This is a genomic window from Pseudomonas fragi (assembly GCF_025426255.1).
GTDB classification, from domain to species: Bacteria; Pseudomonadota; Gammaproteobacteria; order Pseudomonadales; family Pseudomonadaceae; genus Aquipseudomonas; species Aquipseudomonas kulmbachensis.
Window position 1 is genome coordinate 4,477,250 of the sequence record NZ_CP104861.1, and the last position, 25,173, is coordinate 4,502,422.

A 25,173-nucleotide genomic window follows, 5' to 3' on the forward strand; every position below is an offset into this window, starting at 1 on the left:
GAAGACCTCCCGTAAATAAAGCCTGAAAGGGCGATCGCAGGTTGTAAAAAAGCGGAGAGACGTATGGACACGTCACCCCGCTTCTTCATCGAATTATCTGCGCGCTTTTAGTGGACACACTAAAGCTGTAGCTTACAGAAAAAGGCTTTTTTGGTCTACCGCTAAAGAGTCTAAAAGACAGGAGAATGCGACAGAACATCGCTTAGCGGTTAAAAATCGGGCTACTGGCGCGCCAACAGCCCGATTTTACAGAGTTTACTCAACGCAGGTCGAGCACATCCTGCATGTCATACAGCCCTGGCTCACGCCCTTGCAGCCACAAGGCAGCACGAACGGCACCCTTGGCGAAGGTCATGCGACTGGATGCCTTGTGGGTAATCTCGAGCCGCTCGCCTTCAGTGGCGAACAGCACCGTATGATCACCCACCACATCACCGCCGCGCACAGTGGCGAAACCAATGGTTTCACGCTCACGGGCACCGGTATGGCCTTCACGACCATAAACCGCGACCTTCTGCAGATCACGACCCAGCGCATCAGCAATCACTTCACCCATGCGCATCGCCGTACCGGAAGGTGCATCGACCTTGTGCCGGTGATGAGCCTCGATGATTTCGATATCCGCATCATCGCCCATCACCCGCGCAGCCATGTCGAGCAGCTTGAACGACAGATTGACCCCGACACTGAAGTTGGAAGCAAAGACAATCGGGATATCCTGACCCGCCTCGACCAACTGCTGCTTTTGCTCAGCCGTCAGCCCCGTAGTGCCAATCACCATTGCTTTGCCCAGCTCGCGACACACAGCCAGATTGCCCAGCATCACTTCGGGCAGAGTGAAGTCGATCAGTACATCAAAATCAGCTTCGACCGCTTGCAGACTGTCCGACAACAGAACCCCGATACGCCCGATAGAAGCCAGCTCACCGGCATCAGCCCCCACCAGCGAGCTTCCCGGACGCACGATTGCCGCCTTCAACCCGCACAGAGGCGAGCGCTGTTGAACCGCATCAATCAATGCCTTGCCCATGCGCCCGGCAGCGCCCATCACAGCTATACGTCGCATTTACTGCTCCTTACAGGTCGCCGAAAAAACGCTTCACGCCTTCGAACCAGCCAGTGGCGTTTGGCGAATGACAGCTATCGCCTTCCAGCGTAGTGCGGAACTCTTCCATCAGCTCACGCTGACGACGGCTCAGCTTGACCGGAGTTTCAACCACAACACGACACATCAGGTCGCCTGCACCACCGCCACGCACCGGAGCAACGCCCTTGCCACGCAAGCGGAACTGCTTGCCGGTCTGGGTGCCCTCAGGGATTTTCAACTTGACCCGACCATCCAGGGTCGGCACTTCAAGCTCAGCACCCAAAGCAGCATCAGCCACGCTGATCGGCACTTCACAGAACAGATGCTTGCCGTCGCGCTGGAAAATCGCGTGCTCGCGCACATCGATCACCACGTACAGATCGCCAGTCGGGCCACCTTGCACGCCCGCCTCGCCTTCGCCGGACAGGCGAATACGATCACCGGTATCAACACCGGCAGGCACTTTGACGGAAAGGGTTTTGTACTCTTCTACGCGACCTTCGCCACGGCAGCTGTCGCACGGATCAGAGATGACCTTGCCTTGACCGTGGCAACGCGGACACGTCTGCTGAACAGCAAAGAAACCTTGCTGCATGCGCACCTGGCCAATACCGCCGCAGGTGGTACAGGTAACAGGCGAAGAACCCTTCTTGGCACCCGAACCGTCACATGGCTTGCAGTTGACCAGTGTCGGAACACGGATATTGACCGTGGTACCGCGCACAGCCTCTTCCAGATCCAGCTCCAGCGTATAGCGCAAATCGCTACCACGCTGAGCGCCGCCCCGGGAGCCGCCACGACCACCGCCAAAGAAATCACTGAACACATCACCGAAAATATCGGAGAAGTTCTGACCGCCAAAACCGGCACCGCCGCCGCCCATTTGCGGATCAACACCGGCATGGCCGTATTGATCGTAGGCCGCACGCTTGCTGGAGTCCGACAGAACTTCGTAAGCTTCGTTGGCTTCTTTGAACAGATCTTCCGAGGCTTTGTCATCCGGATTACGGTCCGGGTGATGCTTCATCGCCAGGCGACGATAAGCTTTTTTCAGCTCGACCTCGGTCGTAGTGCGTTCAACACCCAATATTTCGTAATAATCGCGCTTTGCCATAATTCTTTGCACTCTCAAGGACGTTCGACAAAACCCTCCCGAGCCTCGCCAAACCCGCCAAGCCCGAAAAGGATCAGACCCGACTCACGTCTTTTCAACGATATTGGTTTGTGTTTAACAGCCAATGCATTGGCCGACAGGAGCGGTTACCTCTGGCTGGAAAACAAGAAAGATCCAGTCCAAACCGCCAGCATTCGACCTTGTCGCATGCTGTAAAAATTCTGATACTCCAGACACGCCAACGCGGGAGCAAGCTCCCGCGCGGCGACATCCTACCAGTCACCGCTCAAGCGCGGTCAACTGGGCGACAAACAAGCGTCTTACTTGTTGTCTTTTACTTCTTCGAACTCAGCGTCGACAACGTCGTCCGCTTTTTCAGCCGAATCAGCTGGCTTGGCCGCTGCGTCTGCCGGGTTCGCCTGCTCGGCGTACATTTTCTGTGCAACCGGTGCAGACACCTTGGACAGCTCTTCAACCTTGGCTTCGATAGCAGCCTTGTCGTCGCCTTTAACAGCGGCTTCAAGTGCAACTACAGCAGCTTCGATTGCAGTTTTCTCTTCCGCAGTCACTTTATCGCCAGCATCGACGATCATTTTACGCGTCGAGTGAACCAGTGCGTCGCCCTGGTTACGTGCAGCTGCCAGTTCTTCGAACTTGCGGTCTTCTTCAGCGTTGATCTCGGCATCGCGAACCATCTGAGCGATTTCTTCCTCGGACAGACCCGAGTTAGCCTTGATCACGATCGACTGAGACTTGCCAGTCGCCTTGTCTTTTGCACTTACGTGCAGGATGCCGTTGGCATCGATGTCGAAGGTCACTTCGATCTGAGGCACGCCACGTGGAGCAGGTGGAATGTCAGCCAGGTCGAACTTGCCCAACGACTTGTTCTGTGTGGCTTGCTTACGCTCACCTTGCAGAACGTGAATGGTCACAGCGCCCTGGTTATCGTCAGCAGTCGAGAACACTTGCGATTTCTTGGTAGGAATCGTGGTGTTTTTCTCGATCAGAGCAGTCATTACGCCGCCCATGGTTTCGATACCCAAAGTCAGCGGGCTCACGTCCAGCAACAGAACGTCTTTAACATCACCCGACAGTACCGCGCCCTGGATAGCAGCACCCATTGCAACAGCTTCGTCCGGGTTCACGTCTTTACGTGCTTCCTTGCCGAAGAACTCGGTTACCAGCTTCTGTACCAGCGGCATACGAGTCTGACCACCGACCAGAATTACGTCGTTGATCGCGCCAATGTCGATACCGGCGTCTTTCAGAGCGATACGGCAAGGCTCGATGGTGCGCTGAACCAGGTCTTCAACCAGCGATTCCAGCTTGGCGCGCGAAATTTTCACGTTCAAGTGCTTAGGACCGGTGGCATCTGCAGTGATGTAAGGCAGATTCACGTCAGTCGACTGGCTCGAAGACAGTTCGATCTTGGCTTTTTCAGCGGCTTCTTTCAGACGCTGCATCGCCAGCGGGTCACCCTTAAGGTTCATGCCGCTTTCTTTCTTGAACTCGTCAACCAGGTAGTCGATCAGACGGATGTCAAAGTCTTCACCACCCAGGAACGTGTCACCGTTGGTTGCCAGCACTTCAAACTGGTGCTCGCCATCAACTTCGGCAATTTCAATAACCGATACGTCGAAAGTACCGCCACCCAGGTCATAAACGATGACAGTGTGGTCGCCTTTCGCTTTGTCCATACCGTAAGCCAGAGCAGCTGCGGTTGGTTCGTTGATGATGCGTTTTACGTCCAGACCCGCGATACGGCCGGCGTCTTTGGTCGCCTGACGCTGGCTGTCGTTGAAGTAGGCCGGAACGGTGATTACCGCCTCAGTCACTGGCTCGCCGAGGTAATCTTCGGCGGTTTTCTTCATTTTCTTCAGAATTTCAGCCGAGATTTGTGGCGGAGCCATTTTCTGGCCGTTCACTTCAACCCAAGCGTCGCCGTTGTCAGCCTTGGCGATCTTGTACGGAACCATCTGAATGTCTTTCTGTACAACTTCTTCGTCAAAACGACGACCGATCAGACGCTTCACCGCGTACAGGGTGTTATGCGGATTGGTCACTGCCTGACGCTTGGCCGATTGGCCAACCAGAATTTCACCATCGTTAGCGTACGCAACGATCGACGGCGTAGTACGCGCGCCTTCTGCGTTTTCGATAACTTTTGCCTTACCGTTTTCCAGAACCGAAACACACGAGTTAGTGGTCCCGAGGTCAATACCGATAATTCTGCCCATGTTTACTCTCCCTAAATTTGAATTTTTTTGCCGCAGCAGTAATGACCAACTGCGGCATTACTTAACGCTTGACTTCTAAATGGGGGCCTTGCGGCCGATTTCAAGCCTGCTCGTCAATCGATGGCGAAACCGGCGCTGGCGCCTTGCTGACTACGACCATAGCCGGGCGCAGCAAGCGACCATTGAGCTGATAACCTTTTTGAAACACCTTGAGCACGCTGTTTGGCTCAAGCTCAGCGCTTTCCTGCATTGCCATCGCTTGATGCTGCTCGGCATTGAAAGGTTCGCCATGCGGGTCGATAGCTTCCAGCTGATAACGCTTCAGGGTGTCCTGGAACATTTTCAGGGTCAGTTCGATCCCTTCGCGCATTGGACGGATGTTTTCATCGTCCGGGCTGGACAGTTCAAGACCGCGTTCCAGGCTGTCGATCACCGGCAACAGGTCACCGGCGAATTTCTCCAGTGCAAACTTGTGTGCCTTCTCAACATCCTGCTCGGCGCGACGGCGAACGTTCTGCAGATCGGCAGCTACGCGCAGAGCCTGATCATTAGCGGCTGCCAGCTGCTCTTCAAGCACCTGCACGCGGGTTGCCAGATCTTCACCGGCTACATCGGCTTCCTGGTTCTGCGTATCCATAGTCTGTTCGTCTGCCATAGATTTCTCCTTTCAAACTTCGTCCGCGAGCTCGACTCGCGCTTGTGCCAAGGTATATGGGGTCGCAATTCTCAGGTTCAAGAGCCAAAAAACCAGAAAAGACATGTTTGCCCTCCCTCGCCCCACTCGCAAAAAAAACGGATCGCGCTAAAAAACCGAAAAAAACAAGCAAATCGAACTAAGCACAACCATTGTCAGCACGAAACAAAACACTGTATAAATAACCAGACATTACGTTTTGGAGCGGCTCCTATGCTGGTGCACCTGTCCGTACACAACTACGCCATCGTTGAACATCTCGATCTCGAACTGGATCGCGGGATGAGTGTAATCACTGGTGAGACCGGTGCCGGCAAATCGATCATGCTCGACGCCCTGGGGCTGACCCTGGGTGACCGCGCCGACAGCGGCGTAGTCCGTCCGGGAGCCGACAAGGCCGATATTCTGGCCACTTTCGACCTGCAGGATATTCCCGAAGCCCGGGCCTGGCTTGCCGAGCGCGATCTGGAAGGCGACGGCCCGTGCATCCTGCGCCGGGTCATCACTGCTGAAGGCCGCTCACGCAGCTATATCAATGGCACGCCCTGCCCTCAAGGCGACTTGAAAGCCTTGGGCGAGTTGCTGATCGATATCCACAGCCAGCACGAACACCAGTCGCTGCTCAAACCCGACACCCACCGTCGCCTGCTCGACGAGTTCGCCGGTGCCACCGACCTGGCCCGCCAGGTGCAACTGGCCGCGCAGCGCTGGCGCCAGACCCGACAAGAGCTTGAGCACCTGTCCAACTCCGGCGATGAACAACGCGCGCGCCATCAATTACTGAGCTACCAGCTCGAAGAGCTTGAAACACTTTCACTGGGTGAAAACGAACTCGAAGAGCTGGAGCAGGAACACAAAAATCTGACCAACGCCGAAACCCTGCTGACCATTTGCCGCCAAGTGGTTGAACAGTGCAGCGAAAGTGACTCAGGCAATGTGCTCAATGCGCTGACCGCTAGCCTCAATCGCCTGTCGAGCATCAACAACAATTCGGGCTCACTGGGTGAAGCAACCGACCTGCTGGCCAGCGCACAGATTCAGGTCGAGGAAGCCGTAGGTGAACTCAATCGCTTTATCGACCATTTTGACGCTGACCCAGGCCGCCTGCAGTACCTGGAAGAACGCCTCGACACCATCTACACCCTGGCGCGCAAACACCGGGTTCACCCGACTGAAGTAGCCGCACTGCTGCAAAAACTGCTGGATGAGCTCGAAACCCTCAACGCCAACGATGAAAACATCGAACGCCTGGCCAATGAGCTGACGTCCTATGCCCGCCACTATCACGAATGCGCACGCGAACTCAGTAACCTGCGCAGCCAAGCGGCTACACGCCTGAGCAGCGCGGTAGAAGAAGAAATCCAGCGTCTGGGCATGCCCGGCGGCCGCTTTGTGATCGAACTGCGCCCACAAAGCAGCAGCGACCCGATGCCTCACGGCCTGGAGCAGGTCGAGTTGCTCGTGAGCGCCAACCCTGGCCAGCCACTCAAGGCCCTGGCCAAGGTTGCTTCTGGCGGTGAACTGTCGCGGATCAGCTTGGCCATTCAGGTGATCACCGCACAAACTTCCCGCGTACCGACTCTGGTGTTCGACGAAGTGGATGTGGGTATCGGTGGCCCGACTGCAGAAATCGTGGGGCAACTGCTGCGCCGTCTTGGCGAGCGCGGTCAAGTGCTGACGGTCACTCACCTGCCGCAGGTGGCTGCTCAATGCCACCAGCACCTTTTCGTGCATAAGGTTCGCGAGAGCGATACCACCCGCACTGCCGTGGCCAAACTGAGTAAAAAAGAACGCGTGGAAGAAGTCGCACGCATGCTCGGCGGTGTTGATCTGACCAAGGAATCGTTGGCCCACGCAAAAAAAATGGTCGTCACTGCAAAAAACCTGGCAGCTTAACGACGAACGGTCATAAAAAAACCAACATCAGAAAGCACGAAGGCGGCCCTTGGGCCGCCTTCGATCGTTTCGCGAACCGTAATTCGCGTGACATGCTTACTTGGACTTCTTGCGCACGTACAGCACCAAGTTGTGATCCACCAACTCAACACCGTGCTTGGCTGCAATGGCGTGCTGCAGTTTTTCGATGTCTTCGTCGAAAAACTCGATCACTTCACCGCTGTCCACGTTGACCATATGGTCGTGGTGGCCGCCATCGGCATCAGCCAATTCAAAGACCGCATGACCGCCATCGAAATTATGGCGAATCACCAGCCCCGCTGACTCAAACTGGGTCAGTACACGGTAAACCGTGGCCAGACCGACGTCTTCGCCAGCTTGCATAAGTGCCTTGTAAACATCCTCGGCGCTCATGTGACGCTGCTCTGCAGAGTCAAGCATCTGTAGAATTTTGACTCGTGGCAGAGTCACCTTAAGTCCGGCCTTACGTAGTTCGCTATTTTCAACCATGGTTAGCTTTCTCGCGGAAGCCGCTTCGCAGCTTCTCTTAATACGGGTATGATCGGCGTTTACGTTGTCCCAGCCAAGATAGTGGAAGTCGCCCACCGATGCAAAACACCAAGCTCTTGCTAACCAGTTTCACCTTTGTGGGACTGCTCGCACTCGCCGGTTGTTCATTCCCCGGGGTTTACAAAATCGACATCCAACAGGGCAATGTCGTCACGCAGGACATGATAAACCAGTTACGCCCGGGAATGACCCGTCGGCAAGTGCGGTTTATCATGGGCAACGCCCTGCTGACTGATACATTCCACCCTGATCGCTGGGATTACCTGTATAGCCTGCAGCCCGGTGGCGGTGAACGCCAACAGGAACGCGTCAGCGTGTTCTTCAACCAAAACGACCAGCTCGTTAGCTTGTCAGGCGATTTCAAGCCTGGTGTAAGCCGCGACGAAGCCATTCTCGGCAAAACCGGCGGCACAAACGTGACCGAACCGGCAACTCAAGCCCCAGTCGAGAAGAGTGATGTACCAGCCAAACCTGGTTCGTTGCTTGACCAGATCCAGAAGGACGTAGACGGCGTTGAAGCCGTACCGGTTCCTACGCCACAGCCTCTGGATACCACCGAACAATAAGCGTTCGGCACAAAAAAGCCCGGCATGCCGGGCTTTTTGTTGTCTGCAATATAGCAATCAGAGCTGACTCAGTCGTTTGGCCTCTGCCGCTTTAGCCGCACGCTGGCGTCGAATCTCTTTAGGGTCAGCCAGCAACGGGCGATACATCTCGATCCGGTCACCCGCCTGCAATAGCCGAGTTTCAGGATCAGCCACCTGCTTGCCGAAAATCCCCACCGGACAACTCGCCAGGTCCAGCTCGGGGAACTCCCGCCCCATACCCGATGCCAATACCGCCGCGCGCACAGTCGTGCCTTGCGGCACAACCACGGTCAGCAGGCACTGGCGATCGACTGCGGCATAAACCACTTCAACCTCAATCACAGGCTCAGCCATACAATTGTTTGGCGCGCTGGCAGAATGCATCCACCAGCGTATTGGCCGCCTGATTGAACAAGGGGCCCAAGGTCGCTTTGACAATGGCACCGGCGTAATCAAACGTCATGTCCAGGCTGATCTTGCAAGCCTTCTCACCGAGTGGCTTGAACACCCATAGACCGTGCAGCTTGGTAAATGGCCCTTCTTCAAGGTTCATTTCAATGGATTGCCCCGGCACCAGCGTATTGCGCGTTACAAAGTGCTGGCTCAAGCCACCTTTGGCCACGCCCAGGCTGGCACGCATCAGCACCTCAGTGCTTTCCAGGATTTGGGCAGATGAGCACCACGGCAAAAATTCCGGGTAATGCGCAACATCATTCACCAGGTCATAAAGCGCCTGGGCTGGATAAGGCAACAAGGCGGAGCGTTGGATATGGGTAGTCATGTCAGCGTTACTTCCACAGCTGGGCGGCAAACACAATCAGAATGCCGAGTGGCGCCACATAGCGCATCAAAAAAAGAGTCAGGGCGAACAACATCGGGCTACGCATCGACAACTCGTCACGAACCGCACCGCGCCCCATGATCCAGCCTGCAAAGACCACAAAGCACAGGCCACCCAAAGGCAACATGATACGCGAGGTGAAGAAATCGACGACACCAAAGAAGTCCAGGCCACTAGCCGCACCCCACTGATAGAGATGAAAACCCGACTCTTCACTCACGAAAAATTTGGCCTGCTTCCAGATATTGAACGAAAACACCGTGCCCAGGCCAACAAACCAGCAGCTAAACGCCAGCCAGAACGTGACCCACAACCGTCGCACTTTGGTCCGTTCCACCAGATACGCCACCATCGGTTCAAGCAACGAAATGGCCGAACTCCAGGCCGCCACCGCTACCAGAACGAAAAACACCACGCCCATCAACTGGCCGAATGCCACATTGCCGAACGCAAATGGCAAGGTCACAAACATCAAACCCGGCCCTTCACTGGGGTTTAGCCCCGACGCAAAGACAATTGGAAACAATGCCAGCCCGGCGAGCAATGAGACAAAAGTGTCGATCAACGCCACGCCGACTACCGTTCCGGAGATCGATGCATTCTTGGGCATATACGCGCCGTAGATCATGATCGAACCCACGCCAACGCTCAGCGAAAAGAACGCATGGCCCATCGCTGCCAGCAAGCCGTCAAGCACGCGGTCGGGGTTAAAGTCGAACATGAAATGCACGCCTTCCATAAAGTGCCCGGTGGTCATGCTGTAACCCAGCAACACCAACAGCAGCACAAATAGAATGGGCATCATGATCCGCAGGCTGCGCTCAAGCCCTGCAACCACGCCCTTGGCAATCACATAAGCAGACAGCAACATAAATGCCGTGTGCCAAAACGTGAGGCGCCAGGGATTGGAAATCACGCCGCCAAAGTACGCACCGACCTGATCGGCAGTCGCCCCCTGAAAATCGCCCTTGCCCATATTGATGATGTAATCCAGCGACCAACCGCCCACCACGCTATAGAAAGACAAAATCAGCAGCGCCGTGATCATCCCGGCAAAAGCTCCCCACGACCAACGCCCCGAATGCCCCGCCTCAACCGCCAACACCTTCAAGGCATTCGCCGGACTGAGCCGCGCACGCCGCCCGATCAGGGTTTCAGCCAGCATCACCGGCACACCGATCAGCGCGATACAGGCCAGAAACACCAACACAAAAGCGCCGCCGCCATAGACGCCAACCATGTAAGGGAATTTCCAGATACTGCCCAAACCCACGGCAGAACCGGTCGCAGCGAGAATAAAGACCCAACGGCTTGCCCAACTGCCGTGGACAGAAACCTTGTCTGTCGACATCGTTACTACGCCCAACCACTAAAAAAAGAGGGCGCATTGTCCGGGAATCAACCTAGGTGCTCAAGCACGCAGGTGCCCGTAGCCGACACGCTCGCAACTGCCTATAATGCCGCCCCTATGGCTAAACAGAAGAAACACCCTACAGGGACCATCGCGCAGAATAAAAAAGCGCGACACGATTACTTCATCGAACATCGGTTCGAGGCTGGTCTGGTCCTGGCCGGCTGGGAAGTAAAAAGTCTGCGTGCAGGCAAGGCACAGCTGGTCGACAGCTACGTGCTGCTCAAGGATGGTGAAGCATGGTTGCTCGGCAGCCATATTGCGCCTCTGACGACTGCCAGCACCCACGTTATTGCCGACCCTACGCGCACCCGCAAGCTGCTGCTTAACCAGCGCGAGCTGGAAAAGCTGTTTTCAGCGGTGCAGCAGAAGGGTTACGCCTGCGTGTGCCTCTCGATTTACTGGAGCAAGCACTTGATCAAGTGCGAAATTGCCCTCGGTAAAGGGAAGAAGGAATACGACAAGCGTCATACCGAGCGCGAGCGCGATTCCGATCGAGAGCTGCAGCGAGCGGTGCGCAACAAGGGCAAGGAAGACTAGACCAAGCCCGATGGTCTTGTAGCCGCTGCCGCAGGCCGCGATCGGCCGCGCAGCAGCCGCAATTTGCGATGCCCGAAAACCTCTTCGAGGTTTATCGCAGCCTGCGGCAGCGGCTACAAAAAATAATCACAACCCATTGCGCCGCTCAGCCCGTGCCACGCGCTGCACCTCTTGGCGCACCTCTTCCAGCACTTCCTGCACATACACCAGATGTCGGCTCGCCACTTCGCGAGCATCCTCCGCCCGCCCCTCAATAATCGCCAGATACAACTCGCGATGCTGACTGATCAGCATGTCGCGCGTTTCGCTGCGCTGCTTGTACATGCCACCGATATTGGTCACCACGTTGCGCTTGAGCAGGTCGAATAACCCGCGAATCGTGTGCAACAACACGGCGTTATGACTCGCTTCAGCGATAGCCAAGTGGAAGTTCGCATCCGCCTCCCCCTCTTCGGCGCGACTGACCTCATCAACCCGCGCATAGCAATCCTGTAGCCGCTCAAAGGCTAGCCGCAGCCGCTCGCGATCCATCTCGGTGGCCCGCGATGCCGCGTAAAAAGCGCACGAGGCCTCAAGGGTGTGACGAAACTCAAGCAAGTCGCGCTGTGCCTCGGGGTTGCTTTCGAGCAACTGCAGCAAGGGGTCACTGAACGTCGAACCCAGCGATGCCGCCACGTAATTGCCACCACCCTGGCGACTGACCAGCAAGCCCTTGGCCGACAATTTCTGGATCGCCTCACGCAACGACGGGCGTGATACACCAAACTGCTCGGCCAGTGCACGCTCCGCGGGCAAGCGCTCACCCGACTTCAACGTGCCCTCAAGGATCATCCCTTCAAGTTGCTCGACAATGTCGTCCGACAAACGGCGCTGACGGATCTGATCAAACCCCATAACTGCTCTCCACCCTCCCGACCACGCGCCGGGGGCCGCTATTCTCGCCGATTGGCGCAACTCATACACCCATCAGAAACACCGCTTGAAACCCCATCAGATGCTCCGACAACGAACACCTCGACGAAAGATTTAGAGGCGGCAAATTGACACATGCCACATAAGGCTTTTAACCTAGCCAACAGCGATTGTAAATTGGTAATACCAATTTACCAAGAGCAATCGACAGCATCGACCAATAACAATTAGGGGCCACCCCATATGCAAACCTGGCAACAGCTCTACAGTCCGCTCGGCAGCCTCGGCCTGTCCGCTCTCGCGGCCGTAATCCCAATCGTATTCTTCTTCCTGGCCTTGGCCGTGTTCCGCCTCAAAGGTCACGTCGCTGGCAGCATTACCCTTGGACTGTCGATTCTGGTAGCCATCTTTGCCTTCCAGATGCCTGTCGACATGGCCTTCGCAGCAGCGGGCTACGGCTTTGCCTACGGCCTGTGGCCGATTGCCTGGATCATCGTTGCCGCGGTGTTCCTCTACAAACTGACCGTCAAAAGCGGCCAGTTCGAAATCATCCGCAGCTCGGTACTGTCGATCACCGACGACCAGCGCCTGCAAGTACTGCTGATCGGCTTCTGCTTCGGTGCATTCCTTGAAGGTGCAGCCGGTTTCGGTGCACCGGTAGCGATTACTGCCGCGTTGCTCGTAGGCCTGGGTTTCAACCCACTCTACGCAGCAGGCCTGTGCCTGATCGCCAACACCGCCCCGGTTGCATTCGGCGCACTCGGCATCCCGATCATCGTGGCCGGCCAAGTGACCGGCATCGACTCATTCAAGATCGGCGCCATGGCGGGCCGCCAGTTGCCCCTGCTGTCGCTGTTCGTACCGTTCTGGCTGGTGTTCATGATGGACGGCCTGCGCGGCGTTCGCGAAACCTGGCCTGCGGCACTGGTCGCTGGGCTGAGCTTCGCCATCACTCAGTACTTCACCTCGAACTACATTGGCCCGGAGCTGCCAGACATCACCTCGGCGCTGGCCAGCCTGATCAGCCTGACTCTGTTCCTTAAAGTCTGGCAGCCAAAACGTACCGCTGGTGCGCAGATTGCAGGTGTTACCTCTGACGTAATCGTCACCGCAAGCGCAGGTGGTTTCGGCAAGCCGACCAACCTGATGGCGTCGCCTTACAGCCTGCTGCAAATCTTGAAAGCCTGGTCACCGTTCCTGATCCTGACCGTACTGGTCACCATCTGGACCCTCAAACCGTTCAAGGCCATGTTCTCCGCCGGTGGCTCGATGTACGGCTGGGTATTCAACTTCGCGATCCCGCACCTGGATCAACTGGTGATCAAGACTGCACCGATCGTCAATGCCCCGACCGCCATTGCTGCCGTATTCAAGCTTGATCCGATTTCGGCCACCGGCACCGCGATTTTCTTCTCCGCGCTGATTTCGATGCTGATCCTGAAAATCAACATCAAGACTGGTCTGACCACTTTAAAAGATACCTTTTTCGAACTGCGCTGGCCGATTCTGTCCATCGGTATGGTGCTGGCGTTCGCCTTCGTCACCAACTACTCGGGCATGTCTTCCACCATGGCTCTGGTACTGGCAGGCACAGGCGCAGCATTCCCGTTCTTCTCGCCGTTCCTCGGCTGGCTGGGCGTGTTCCTGACCGGTTCCGACACCTCTTCCAACGCCCTGTTCAGCTCGCTGCAAGCCACCACGGCACACCAAATTGGCGTCAGCGACGTACTCATGGTGGCGGCCAACACCAGCGGTGGCGTGACCGGCAAAATGATTTCACCGCAATCGATCGCCGTGGCCTGTGCGGCAACCGGTCTGGTGGGTAAAGAATCCGACTTGTTCCGCTTCACCCTCAAGCACAGCCTGTTCTTCGCCACCATCGTCGGCCTGATCACACTGGCTCAGGCGTACTGGTTCACTGGCATGCTGGTGCACTAATACGCGCTATGGTTACAGCACATTAATGGCGCCGGGGTACTGCCCCGGCGTCAATAATTCACTACCCGGTCCACCTCGGTGGACACATAACCGGGACCACCCGGAGACGCCTGATGAGCGAGCTTTTCTATAATGCCGTGCCAAATGCGACCCGCGTCGCCCCGCCCCTTCCGACTCCCCGCCAGTACCCTGCGCACAAGCCGCGCAAGGTCTACCTGTTCGGCACCTGCGTAGTCGACCTGTTCTTCCCCGAAGCAGGGATGGACGCCATTCACCTGATCGAGCGCGAAGGCATCGACGTTGATTACCCGCAAGGTCAAAGCTGCTGCGGACAACCGGCCTACACCTCGGGTTACACCGATCAGGCGCGAGAAGTCGCACGTTCACAGCTTGCCCTGTTTGCTGAAGACTACCCGGTGGTCGTACCGTCCGGCTCCTGCGCCGGCATGCTGCGCGAACACTACGAAGACCTGTTCAAGGACGAGCCCGAGACCCTGAAAAAGGTCCACGCCTTGGCCGAGCGCACCTTCGAGCTGACCGAGTTTTTGCTGTTTGTATGCAAGGTCCAATTCAAGGACCACGGCGCCCCGGTCAAGGTCGCATTGCACACCTCATGCTCCGCACGCCGCGAAATGAATACTCACCTGCACGGCCGCGAAATGCTCGCGCAACTGAGCAATGTGGAACGCATCGACCACAGCCACGAAAGTGAATGCTGCGGTTTTGGTGGGACATTCAGCGTCCGTATGCCGGACATTTCCGGCGCAATGGTCGCGGACAAAACCCGCTCGCTGATTGATACCGGCGCGCACCAAGTACTCACCGCCGACTGCGGCTGCCTGATGAACATCAACGGCTCGCTGGAAAAGCAGAAACAAGCTCTACGCGGCCAGCATCTGGCCAGTTTTCTGTGGCAGCGCACCGGAGGTGAACAATGAACGCAAGCACGCTGATCCCTACCGTCACCGTGGAAGAAGACTTCCGCGAACGCGCCCACGAAGCCCTGGGTGATGTGCAACTGCGAAACAACTTCCGCAGCGCCATGGATTCGCTAATGACCAAACGCGCCGTGGCCTTCAGCGACGCCCATGAGCGCGAACACTTGCGCGCCCTCGGCAACGCGATCCGCGCCCGCGCACTGTCCAAACTGCCCGACCTGCTGGAACGACTGGAAGCCAACCTGACCCGCAACGGCGTGCAGGTGCACTGGGCTGAAACCGTCGACGAAGCCAACGAAATCGTTATATCCATTGCTCGCCGCCGCGCCGCCAAACAGGTGATCAAAGGCAAGTCGATGGTCAGTGAAGAGATGGAGATGAACCACGTGCTTGGCGCCCAGGGCATTGAATGCCTTGAGTCCGACATGGGCGAGTACATCGTTCAGCTCGACAATGAAAAACCGTCCCACATCATCATGCCCGCGATCCACAAGAACGCAGGGCAAGTGGCCGACCTGTTTCACGAAAAACTCGGCGTTGAATACACCAAGGACGTCGACCAACTGATCCAGATCGGCCGTCGCGTATTGCGACAAAAATTCTTTGAAGCCGATATCGGTGTCTCCGGGGTCAACTTCGCCGTTGCCGAAACCGGCACCCTGTTGCTGGTAGAAAACGAAGGCAACGGCCGTATGTCGACCACCGTGCCGCCTGTGCATATTGCCGTCACCGGCATCGAGAAAGTCGTCGAAAACCTGCGTGACGTTGTACCACTGGTGTCGTTGCTGACCCGCTCGGCCCTTGGCCAGCCAATTACCACCTACGTCAACATGATCTCCGGCCCACGCAAGCCCGGCGAGCTGGACGGCCCTGAAGAAGTGCATCTGGTGTTGCTCGATAACGGCCGCAGCCAGGCATTTGCCGACAGCGAACTGCGCCAGACTCTGAACTGCATTCGCTGCGGTGCCTGCATGAACCACTGTCCGGTTTACACCCGCATTGGCGGTCACGCCTACGGCGAGGTGTATCCGGGTCCGATTGGCGCAATCATCACACCGCACATGGTCGGTCTGGCCAAAGTCCCGGACCACCCGAGCGCCTCGTCACTGTGCGGCGCCTGTGGCGAAGTGTGCCCGGTAAAAATTCCGATCCCGGCCCTGCTGCGGCGCTTGCGCGAAGAGAACGTCAAAGCCCCCGGCACCTCGCCCCGCATCATGCGCGGTCAGGGCAGCAAGTACTCACGCAAGGAACGCCTGATCTGGAATATGTGGGCCAAGCTCAACAGCTCCCCTGCCCTATACCGCGTTTTCCTCAAAGCCGCGACCCGCCTGCGCGGGCTCACGCCGAACAATGTCGGCCCGTGGACACAAAACCACAGCGCCCCCAAACCCGCTGCCCGTTCGCTGCACGATATGGCCCGCGAGCATTTGGCGAAAAAGTCGGGAGACCAGTAATGAGCGCTAAACAAAACATCCTCAACAAACTGCGCAAAAGCCTTACTGGCACCACGCCCGTGCCTGACAACTTCGATGAAGTGCTGGTGACAGAGCCATGGACCTACGCCCCGGAGCAACGCATCCCGCAACTGCGTAAGTTGATGGAAGCCGTACACACCGAAATCCACCTCAGCACCGAGCAAGACTGGCCCGCGCTGCTGGCGCAATTGGTCACCGACCGTCAACTGCCAAGCCTGCTGATCGCGCCAACTACACCCCACGGGCAAAAAGTGACCGACCACTGGGCACAAAACCCTGCGCTACCAGCACTCAAGGCCTACGACCGCCCGGTAGAAGAATGGAAAACCGAGCTGTTCAACGACACCCCGGCCAGCCTGACCACCACCTTGGGCGCGATTGCTGCCACCGGTAGCCTGATCATGTGGCCGACACCGGAAGAGCCACGCCTCATGAGCCTGGTACCACCGGTGCATTTCGCCCTGCTCAAGGCCAGCGAAATCCGCGACAACTTCTATCAAGTACAGCGTGAGATGAACTGGGCGGCGGGTATGCCGACCAACGCATTGCTGGTGTCCGGCCCGTCGAAAACCGCCGATATCGAACAAATCCTCGCCTACGGCGCCCACGGTCCGAAAGACCTGATCGTGCTGATTCTGGAGGACGCATGAGTCTGCCCGCCGCCTTTGTGCAAGATGCCCAACGGCTGATCCCGCAAGACCGTCGCTTCAGCGACCCGCTATCAACCCTGGCCTTTGGCACTGACGCGAGCTTTTATCGGCTGATTCCCAAGCTGGTGATTCGCGTTGAGTCCGAAGACGAAGTGGTCGAACTGCTGCGCCTGGCCCGTCGCGATCAAGTGTCGGTGACCTTCCGCGCAGCGGGCACCAGTCTGTCTGGCCAAGCCATCAGCGACTCGGTACTGATCGTACTGGGTGATAACTGGAATGCTAAGGAAATACGCGGCCAGGGCATGCAGATCCGCCTGCAACCCGGCGTAATCGGCGCTCAGGCCAACGCTTGGCTGGCCCCGTACGGACGCAAGATCGGCCCCGACCCGGCATCGATCAACGCCTGCAAAATTGGCGGCATTGTCGCCAATAACGCCAGCGGCATGTGCTGCGGCACCGCGCAAAACACTTACCACACCTTGGCAGGCCTACGCGTAGTGCTGGCCGATGGCACCCGGGTCGACACCGAAGACGCAGCCAATATTGCCGCCTTTCGTCAAAGCCACGGCACATTACTCGAACAGCTGGCGACATTGGCCCGCGAGACCCGCGCCAATACCGAACTGGCTGCCCGAATTCGCCACAAATACCGACTGAAAAACACTACCGGCCTGTCGCTTAACGCCTTGGTGGATTTCGACGACCCGCTGGATATCCTCAGCCACTTGTTGGTGGGCAGCGAAGGTATTTTGGGCTTTATCAGCGCAGTAACCTACGACACCGTGATCGACCATCCGAACAAAGCCTCGGCGCTGATCGTGTTCCCGGATGTTGAAACCTGCTGTAACGCCGTAACCGTGCTCAAAAGCCAGCCTGTTTCCGCTGTAGAACTGCTGGACCGCCGCAGCCTGCGCTCGGTACAGGACAAACCCGGCATGCCAGCTTTCGTACAACAACTGTCGGCCAATGCCTGCGCTCTGCTGATCGAATCTCGCGCCGCGTCCCAAACCTTGCTGCACGAGCAACTGGCGCAAATCATGGCCTCGCTGTCGGCTTTTGCGGTCGAGAAACAAATCGATTTCACCGAAGACCCAAAAGAAAACGCCAAGCTGTGGGCGATCCGTAAAGACACCTTCCCCGCCGTTGGCGCGGTACGCAAAACCGGCACCACGGTGATCATCGAAGACGTGACGTTCCCGGTCGAACAACTGGCCATCGGCGTCAACCGCCTGATCGAGCTGTTTGACAAGCACCACTACGACGAGGCGATCCTGTTCGGCCACGCGCTGGAGGGCAACCTGCACTTCGTCTTCACCCAGGGCTTCAACAACCCCGAAGAAGTCGCGCGCTACCAAGCCTTTATGGATGACGTCGCACAACTGGTGGCCGTGGAGTTCGGCGGCTCGCTCAAGGCCGAACACGGCACCGGGCGCAATATGGCGCCCTTTGTCGAACTGGAATGGGGCAGCGACGCCTACCAACTGATGTGGACACTCAAACGTTTGCTCGACCCACAGGGCATTCTCAACCCCGACGTGGTACTCAGCGAAGACCCGCATATCCACCTCAAACACCTGAAACCGATGCCAGCCGCTGACGAGATTGTGGATAAGTGCATCGAGTGCGGCTTCTGCGAACCGGTGTGTCCGTCCAAAGGGCTGACCCTCAGCCCGCGCCAGCGGATTGTGATCTGGCGTGATATTCAGGCCAAAAAAAGCGCCGGTATCGACACCACTGAACTGGAAAAAGCCTACGCCTATCAAGGCATCGATACCTGCGCGGCAACCGGCTTATGCGCGCAACGCTGCCCGGTTGGCATCAACACTGGCGAACTGGTGAAAAAACTGCGTGCCCGCAGCGCTCACAGCGTGAAAACCGCCGACTGGCTGGGCAATCATTTTGCAACCACGCTGCAAGGTGCACGCTTCACCCTGCATGTGGCCAATGGCGCGCGCATGCTACTGGGCGCGCCGCGTATGGCAAAAATCTCGTCTGCACTGACCAGAGCCAGCAAGGGCCGCGTCCCGCTGTGGACCAACGCCATGCCCCAGCCGGAGCGGGCGATTCGCTTCACCCCGCCCCTCACGGATGCCCGACCACGGGTGGTCTATCTGGCGGCCTGCGTATCGCGGGTCATGGGCCCTGCGGCAGGTGACCAAGAACAAATGTCACTGCTGGATAAAACCCGCGGGCTGCTGGAAAAAGCCGGTTATCAGGTCGTGTTCCCCGACAATATGGACAGCCTGTGCTGCGGCCAGCCGTTTGCCTCCAAGGGCTACAGCGAACAGGCCGAACACAAGCGCCAGGAACTGATCAGCGCATTGCTGCATGCCAGCCGTGGCGGGCTTGACCCGATCTACTGCGACACCAGCCCGTGTACCTTGCGCCTGGTGCAGGACCTGGGCGAAAGCCGCCTCGACCTGTACGACCCGGTACGATTCATCCGCACCCACCTTGTGGATAAGTTGAACTTCACCCCACAAACCGCGCCGATAGCCGTGCATGTCACCTGCAGCACCCAGCACTTGGGCGAAAGCCAGGCGCTGATCGATATCGCCCGCCTGTGCAGCACCGAAGTCGTCATCCCGGAAGGCATTCACTGCTGCGGTTTTGCAGGCGACAAAGGCTTTACCACCCCCGAGCTGAATGCCCACTCACTGCGCACCTTAAAAGACGCGGTCCAGCATTGCAGCGAAGGAATATCGACCAGCCGAACGTGTGAAATTGGCCTGAGCCAACATGGCGGGATTGACTACCACGGCCTGGTGTATCTGGTGGATCGGGTGACAACCTCCAGTACGCTATAACTCTGTAGCCGCTGCCGAGAGGCAGCGAGGCAGCGGCTACAAAATCCGGCCTGACCTCACCAAAAGTGATCAGCATCAATCTCTGTGTTCGAGCGCAAAAAAAAACTGAAATTAATGGCCTGCCACAAGCAAAACTCCTGAGCGTGGCTATAGTGAATTGGCTTAAGGCCCCAATGTTTGGGGCATAAAACCGAGCCTGGAGCCACCGGGCCTATCATGAGCACAAGGAGTTTTCCCCATGAAGCGTACCGCTCTTGCTGGTTTGTTTATTTCCGCTGTGATGTTGGCCTCACCGGTGTTTGCGGCAGAAGACCTTTGCCAAATCAACCTGCAGAAAATCAAGGACGCTGTGGTCAGCTCCGGAGAAATGAGCTCAGATTTACAAGACAGCATCGATAGCCGAGTCGCTGATGCCAAGGCCGAGCAAGCCAAAGGCACGAAAGAAGGCCTCGATAGCTGCATTTCACTGACGACCCAGACGCTTCAGGATATTGCCGATAACAACAAAGGTGGTGAGTAGCCCCTTTAGGTTGGCCTTCTGCGCCAGAAAGGCGTAGACTCCGCAAGCTTGCTGGTTACACACAGCAAGCATCGGGGCCGTTTAGGATTCGACGCCGGTTGCGAAACTCTAGGTGCATGCCGAGTTGGTAACAGAACTCGTAAATCCACTGTTGCAACTACTTATAGTTGCCAATGACGAAACCTACGAGGGTCAAGCTCTCGCAGCGTAAGCTGCCTTAGCCATCCTCCTGGTACCTTCGGGTCCAGCAATCACTAGGGGATGCCTGTAAACCTGAAGTGATTGTCATATAGAACAGGATCGCCGTGCAGTACGTTGTGGACGAATCGGCTAAAACTTACACAACTCGCCCAAAGCACCCTGCCCTTCGGGTCGCTGAGGGTTAACTTAATAGATACGGCTAAGCATGTAGTACCGACAGCGGAGTACTGGCGGACGGGGGTTCAAATCCCCCCGGCTCCACCACTTCATCATCTAAAGACGTCCACGGACGTCTTTTTTTGTGCTTGAAATCCAGTGAAATCAAGGGTTTAAGCGCTACTGGGCTCCGCAGAGGTTTTTTGAGTTCCAGACGATTTGGTATTCCCATTGGTATTCCCGGCTACCCAGCGCTAATCTTGGGAATACCAAAAGGTGACATGGAGTACTTCTCATGTGCGCTCAAACTGCCCGCCTCTCGGACCGTCAGCTCAAGGCTGTCAAACCCAAAGACAAGGACTACGTCCTCACCGATGGTGACGGGCTTCAGCTGCGAGTCAGGGTCAATCGCTCGATGCAGTGGAATTTCAACTACAGGCATCCAGTAACGAAGAACCGAATCAACATGGCACTCGGCACCTATCCCGAGCTTTCTCTTGCGCAAGCCAGAAAGAAAGCGGTTGAGGCCCGAGAGCTGTTGGCGCAAGGCATCGACCCCAAAGCTCAACGCAACGAGCTGGTGCAAGCCAAACGAGCGGAGACAGAACACACGTTCGAGAACGTGGCCACTGCCTGGTTCGAACTGAAGAAATATTCCGTCACACCGGCATATGCCGAGGACATCTGGCGCTCACTTACGCTGCATATTTTTCCGAGCATGAAATCGACACCCCTCTCGGAAGTCAGCGCCCCGATGGTCATCAAGCTCCTTCGCCCAATCGAAGCCAAAGGCAGTCTCGAGACAGTGAAGCGACTGAGCCAACGGCTCAACGAGATCATGACCTACGGGGTAAACTCCGGGCTGATTTTCGCTAACCCGCTCAGTGGCATTCGGGCGGTCTTCAAGAAGCCCATGAAAGAGAACATGGCCGCGCTACGACCCGAAGAGCTATCCGAGCTCATGGTGGAAATCGCGAACGCCAGCATCAAGCGGATCACCCGCTGCCTGATCGAATGGCAACTGCACACCATGACCCGTCCTGCCGAAGCGGCTACCACCCGATGGGCAGACATCGACTTCGACAAACGCATCTGGACCATTCCGCCGGAGCGCATGAAAAAGCGTCGTCCGCACACCATCCCGCTGACCGAACAGGCACTCGCGTTACTGGAGACGCTCAAGCCCCACAGCGGCCACAGGGAATACGTGTTCCCGGCAGATAGAAATCCGCGCACCCACGCCAATAGCCAGACCGCCAACATGGCGTTGAAACGCATGGGCTTCCAGGACCGCTTGGTCAGCCACGGCATGCGCTCCATGGCCAGCACCATCCTGAACGAGCATGGGTGGGATCCGGAGCTGATCGAAGTCGCGCTGGCGCATGTCGACAAGGACGAAGTCCGAAGTGCTTACAACCGAGCTGACTACATCGAGCGCCGGCGCCCGATGATGGCTTGGTGGAGTGAGCACATCCAGAAAGCGGCCACTGGCAACCTGTCGGCATCTGCGATCAATCAAACTAGGGACCACAACGTCGTGCCGATACGGTGAGCATTCATCAATATTTAAAAGTGTCGAGCCCGACCAACGCGCTGGGAACGGAGCGGACTGGACACTCTCGACTGGGTCCGCCAAAGCACCGTCCGAAGATGTCTAGAGAACGTGGAAAACCCAGAATTCAGTACTAGGCTTGCGGAACGTAAGGTTTTTTGCTTTCGCATCAACGTCGGAGCATTCAGTCGTACGCAGATTCATCACCTGCTATTAAACGTTAGACAAGGAAGCTGTACATGCGTTTACATGAAGTCGATATCAAAAATTTCCGCAAGCTCAAAGACTGTAAAATCAAATTTCGAGATACTACCTTTCTGATAGGGCCAAATAATGCCGGGAAATCCAGCGTGTTTGCAGCGCTTGATTACCTACACAAAACTAGTGATGTGTCCCTCGACGATTATTCGAAAACGTTTATCCCTGAAACTGAAGACTATCGGCGGGAAACCGAAATTGAAATTGTAGCCGAGTATCGAAATCTTCCAGAGGATTCTGATGGGTGGCTTGGCTTCAAAGGGCGCGTTATCACCCACGAAGCTCCTTTGCCCGGAGAAACAAACAAGAAAATCATCTATAAGAAAAAGTGGAGCATCGAACACTCCAAGCCTAAAGTTTTCCTCATGGAATACCCCCGCACTGTCAATGTACGTTACGTCGACTGCAGAAAAGTAGAGGATCTTGTCGGAGAGGATTTTACTGATATTTTTCTTCGTGACCATTTTGGAGAGGCGAACTTAAGCAAGCTGCTAAGCCATGCAGCTGTTAAGAATCTCCTCACTGACTTACCTAGTTACTGGGACGCTGATACAGCTCAAGAACCTGTTTGGGTGGAGAACCCTGGAGGAATACCCGGCAATGTCTTATCAAAGCTTCCAAAAATTGTAATCATTCCAGCAGAGTCGTGCATCACCCAACTCACCCATCCTTCGGGAGCGCTTTTCAAGACGCTTGGAGAGCTGTTTGACACAGTGCGTCAGGGCTCTGAAAATTACAACCAAGCTCAAACCTTTTTGACCGAGTTAGCCAAGGAGTTAAACCCGAACGATAGCGATACTGATTTTGGTAGGCTTATCACTGACCTTAATACTATGACACATAGCCTTTTCCCTGAGTCATCCATCCATCTTAGCGCGTCTCTCGATCAGCCTGAAAAAGCTATAAAACCTCAATTCAATATTGAAATGAAAAGCAACGTACGAACCACCGTTGCGTACCAAGGGCATGGAATGATACGCGCTACGGCGTTCCAACTGCTCAGATATGTGCAGGGTTTTGTAAATCGTCGAACTGATACTCCTAGAGCTACAATCTTCTGCTTTGAAGAGCCGGAAATATATCTGCACCCTGCTGCTGCCAACCAGATGCGAGATATACTTTATGAATTAGCCGGTCCCAACTTCCAGATAGTAGCCACAACCCATTCTCCCTTCATGATAAATCTGGGCTCAGAGAAAAGCATGAGCCTAACAAAATTCTCGTTTACCAACGACGAATTTACAACATGCAGCTCCTTCAATTTAGAGCAAGCATTCGAAGAATTGGCCGCTGATGAAAAACAAAACCTGAAGATGCTTTTAAAAACGGACGATTATATCTCTCGTATCTTCTTTACTAAGAAATGCATATTTGTCGAGGGTGATACGGAAGAGGTTATCGTAAGGGAAACAGTTAAAAGACTAGGGATGATTGACAAATCAAGATTCATAGGAAACTGTGAGGTCCTCCGCGCTCGTGGCAAGCCTGTTTTAATCTCCATAGCGAAGTATATGAATGCTCTAGGCATGAACTACATCATCATGCACGACAGGGATGCGGACACTCCCGGAGCGGTGATCATGAACGAACCCATTTTGGCTGCATGTGGAGCAGATCGGAGGATCATGTTAGAGGAATGCGTCGAGGATATATTGGGTTACGCTTCCCCGGCATCTGAAAAACCATTTAAGGCTTACAAACACATCCAAGAAAACTGGCCCGCCGCATTTGGTGACTTGCCGGAGCGCTGGCGTAATATCTTTATCGACTTAGCTGCTCCACACCTGAATCACCTACGCCAAGTTTAAGCGTAAGATCAGACTGCTGCCAAATGTTTAGCAGCAGTCTGACCTTAATTAATAAACCTGGAAATTTTATTAGTGAGGTTGCCGTCGATACGGGATTGATGGACGGCATGAGATGACACCACCGGGTGTGGGAACCGTGCTTTAGGAATTACTTATTTCCAACCTGCACAAGCTCTTCAATCACCAAAACCTCATTAATATGGGGCGAATATTCTCTTCCCTTGGCGACAGCGGCGACACAGGCGACAACCCGCGTAATCCGTGGTGTGCGGCATGGCGACAGAAGTGGCGACTGTCGCCAAACCTCCTGCATGCCTGCGCTCCTCCGGCCAAGCCCCTGAGCATGGGAAGGCTCCGCATTCCCATGCTCAGGGGCTCACATTTAAAATTCGACGAACGGCCAATCATCCATCCAACACCACCCACGACCAAAGCCTTCCAACACCGCTGGTTGGCACAGTCGACTGAGCGCAATCCTGTTGACCCAACCATACGCGGACGATAGAAAGAAGCCTCAAAACACTGCCCTTGGCAGTTCCCAGGTGGCCCGAACCTTTGAGGCTACGCCACACCGTGGTGGTTCACCCCCAAGTGCGATTAGCGTCCGGCGGCTCGCACGGTCACAGCGACGTGATGGATGCCCACTCTTCCAGAATGCCCACTGCGGCAACTCATGCCTCCTCCTGGCTGCTCTGCAGCAACTTATCCGCTTGGCCATTTTTTGCGCCAACCTGTTGCCCGTCTCTTTGCCCCCTAAAGAGACGGGCGCATCTCACACTACTGCAGCCCTGCTCGCACAGGCCTTTGCGGCTTTCCCCCTCGTGACAATCGGCGTGACAAACACCGAACGATCACTCGCCACAGCGATGCCGATGATGGTGCCGCAGCCCACGGAATGGACTGCACCTGACTGACAGTCAGGCATGCCCCGGTCATCGCATCCCTGCCTTCTCCCGACTCAGGATCTCGCGGCACCGGTCT

Annotated in this window: 20 protein-coding genes and 1 other RNA gene; 12 read left to right on the forward strand and 9 right to left on the reverse strand. The window is 56.1% G+C overall.

The features are described 5' to 3' along the window. Nucleotides 1-259: 259 nt before the first annotated feature. The 4 genes from dapB to grpE form a co-directional block, all read right to left on the reverse strand. Nucleotides 260-1,066 (reverse strand): 4-hydroxy-tetrahydrodipicolinate reductase, encoded by an 807-nt coding sequence (dapB, locus tag N7D90_RS20790; RefSeq protein ID WP_261739742.1) that lies wholly within the window; start codon nt 1,064-1,066, stop codon nt 260-262. Nucleotides 1,067-1,076: 10 nt separating this feature from the next. Next, the gene (gene dnaJ / locus N7D90_RS20795) at nt 1,077-2,201 is read right to left on the reverse strand and encodes a molecular chaperone DnaJ (protein ID WP_261739743.1); all 1,125 of its coding nucleotides are present in this window, start codon (nt 2,199-2,201) and stop codon (nt 1,077-1,079) included. 320 nt (nt 2,202-2,521) lie between these two features. Continuing rightward, the gene (gene dnaK / locus N7D90_RS20800; protein WP_261739744.1) at nt 2,522-4,438 is read right to left on the reverse strand and encodes a molecular chaperone DnaK; all 1,917 of its coding nucleotides are present in this window, start codon (nt 4,436-4,438) and stop codon (nt 2,522-2,524) included. A 100-nt stretch (nt 4,439-4,538) separates the two neighbouring features. Then, the gene (grpE, locus tag N7D90_RS20805; RefSeq protein ID WP_261739745.1) at nt 4,539-5,093 is read right to left on the reverse strand and encodes a nucleotide exchange factor GrpE; all 555 of its coding nucleotides are present in this window, start codon (nt 5,091-5,093) and stop codon (nt 4,539-4,541) included. Nucleotides 5,094-5,345: 252 nt separating this feature from the next. Here grpE and recN point away from each other — a divergent pair, with 252 nt between their 5' ends. Then, complete coding sequence (recN, locus tag N7D90_RS20810; RefSeq protein ID WP_261739746.1) at nt 5,346-7,028, forward strand: DNA repair protein RecN; 1,683 nt, start codon at nt 5,346-5,348, stop codon at nt 7,026-7,028. Between the two features lie 96 nt (nt 7,029-7,124). On the opposite strand, the gene fur is transcribed toward recN, so the two are convergent. Continuing rightward, nucleotides 7,125-7,538: a ferric iron uptake transcriptional regulator gene (fur, locus tag N7D90_RS20815; RefSeq protein ID WP_019825889.1), complete on the reverse strand. Its 414-nt coding sequence runs from the start codon at nt 7,536-7,538 to the stop codon at nt 7,125-7,127. 98 nt (nt 7,539-7,636) lie between these two features. On the opposite strand from fur, the gene N7D90_RS20820 reads away from it, so the two are divergent. Next, complete coding sequence (locus tag N7D90_RS20820; protein WP_261739747.1) at nt 7,637-8,164, forward strand: outer membrane protein assembly factor BamE; 528 nt, start codon at nt 7,637-7,639, stop codon at nt 8,162-8,164. A gap of 57 nt (nt 8,165-8,221) precedes the next feature. On the opposite strand, the gene N7D90_RS20825 is transcribed toward N7D90_RS20820, so the two are convergent. The 3 genes from N7D90_RS20825 to N7D90_RS20835 are packed head-to-tail and all read right to left on the reverse strand — an operon-like array spanning nt 8,222 to nt 10,377. Further along, nucleotides 8,222-8,539 (reverse strand): RnfH family protein, encoded by a 318-nt coding sequence (locus N7D90_RS20825; RefSeq protein ID WP_261739748.1) that lies wholly within the window; start codon nt 8,537-8,539, stop codon nt 8,222-8,224. Further along, on the reverse strand, nt 8,532-8,966 hold the full coding sequence (locus N7D90_RS20830) for a type II toxin-antitoxin system RatA family toxin (protein ID WP_261739749.1): 435 nt from the start codon (nt 8,964-8,966) through the stop codon (nt 8,532-8,534). The genes N7D90_RS20825 and N7D90_RS20830 overlap by 8 nt, the downstream gene beginning before the upstream one ends. Nucleotides 8,967-8,973: 7 nt before the next feature. After that, a complete protein-coding gene (locus tag N7D90_RS20835; RefSeq protein WP_261739750.1) occupies nt 8,974-10,377 on the reverse strand; it encodes a sodium-dependent transporter in 1,404 nt (467 codons plus the stop codon). Nucleotides 10,378-10,494: 117 nt separating this feature from the next. On the opposite strand from N7D90_RS20835, the gene smpB reads away from it, so the two are divergent. Then, nucleotides 10,495-10,977 (forward strand): SsrA-binding protein SmpB, encoded by a 483-nt coding sequence (gene smpB / locus N7D90_RS20840; protein WP_261739751.1) that lies wholly within the window; start codon nt 10,495-10,497, stop codon nt 10,975-10,977. Nucleotides 10,978-11,103: 126 nt separating this feature from the next. Here smpB and N7D90_RS20845 read toward each other — a convergent pair whose 3' ends face one another. After that, the gene (locus N7D90_RS20845) at nt 11,104-11,871 is read right to left on the reverse strand and encodes a GntR family transcriptional regulator (protein WP_261739752.1); all 768 of its coding nucleotides are present in this window, start codon (nt 11,869-11,871) and stop codon (nt 11,104-11,106) included. 261 nt (nt 11,872-12,132) lie between these two features. Here N7D90_RS20845 and N7D90_RS20850 point away from each other — a divergent pair, with 261 nt between their 5' ends. The 9 genes from N7D90_RS20850 (at nt 12,133) to N7D90_RS20890 (ending at nt 24,192) form a co-directional block, all read left to right on the forward strand. Next, nucleotides 12,133-13,827: a lactate permease LctP family transporter gene (locus N7D90_RS20850; RefSeq protein WP_261739753.1), complete on the forward strand. Its 1,695-nt coding sequence runs from the start codon at nt 12,133-12,135 to the stop codon at nt 13,825-13,827. 113 nt (nt 13,828-13,940) lie between these two features. Continuing rightward, nucleotides 13,941-14,765, forward strand: a complete 825-nt coding sequence (locus N7D90_RS20855; RefSeq protein ID WP_261739754.1) for a (Fe-S)-binding protein — start codon at nt 13,941-13,943, stop codon at nt 14,763-14,765. Further along, nucleotides 14,762-16,219, forward strand: coding sequence for a LutB/LldF family L-lactate oxidation iron-sulfur protein (locus N7D90_RS20860; protein ID WP_261739755.1), 1,458 nt, complete (start codon nt 14,762-14,764; stop codon nt 16,217-16,219). The genes N7D90_RS20855 and N7D90_RS20860 overlap by 4 nt, the downstream gene beginning before the upstream one ends. Beyond that, nucleotides 16,219-16,890 carry a lactate utilization protein C gene (locus N7D90_RS20865; RefSeq protein ID WP_261739756.1) on the forward strand — a complete coding sequence of 224 codons (672 nt, stop codon included), beginning with the start codon at nt 16,219-16,221 and terminating at the stop codon, nt 16,888-16,890. The genes N7D90_RS20860 and N7D90_RS20865 overlap by 1 nt, the downstream gene beginning before the upstream one ends. After that, a complete protein-coding gene (locus N7D90_RS20870) occupies nt 16,887-19,697 on the forward strand; it encodes an FAD-binding and (Fe-S)-binding domain-containing protein (RefSeq protein ID WP_261739757.1) in 2,811 nt (936 codons plus the stop codon). The genes N7D90_RS20865 and N7D90_RS20870 overlap by 4 nt, the downstream gene beginning before the upstream one ends. 238 nt (nt 19,698-19,935) lie before the next feature. Then, nucleotides 19,936-20,217 (forward strand): hypothetical protein, encoded by a 282-nt coding sequence (locus N7D90_RS20875; RefSeq protein ID WP_261739758.1) that lies wholly within the window; start codon nt 19,936-19,938, stop codon nt 20,215-20,217. 73 nt (nt 20,218-20,290) lie between these two features. Next, nucleotides 20,291-20,682, forward strand: a transfer-messenger RNA (tmRNA) gene (gene ssrA, locus N7D90_RS20880). A 187-nt stretch (nt 20,683-20,869) separates the two neighbouring features. Beyond that, on the forward strand, nt 20,870-22,126 hold the full coding sequence (locus N7D90_RS20885; protein WP_122749159.1) for an integrase domain-containing protein: 1,257 nt from the start codon (nt 20,870-20,872) through the stop codon (nt 22,124-22,126). Nucleotides 22,127-22,365: 239 nt separating this feature from the next. Further along, nucleotides 22,366-24,192 carry an ATP-dependent nuclease gene (locus N7D90_RS20890; protein WP_261739759.1) on the forward strand — a complete coding sequence of 609 codons (1,827 nt, stop codon included), beginning with the start codon at nt 22,366-22,368 and terminating at the stop codon, nt 24,190-24,192. Nucleotides 24,193-25,173: the final 981 nt, after the last annotated feature.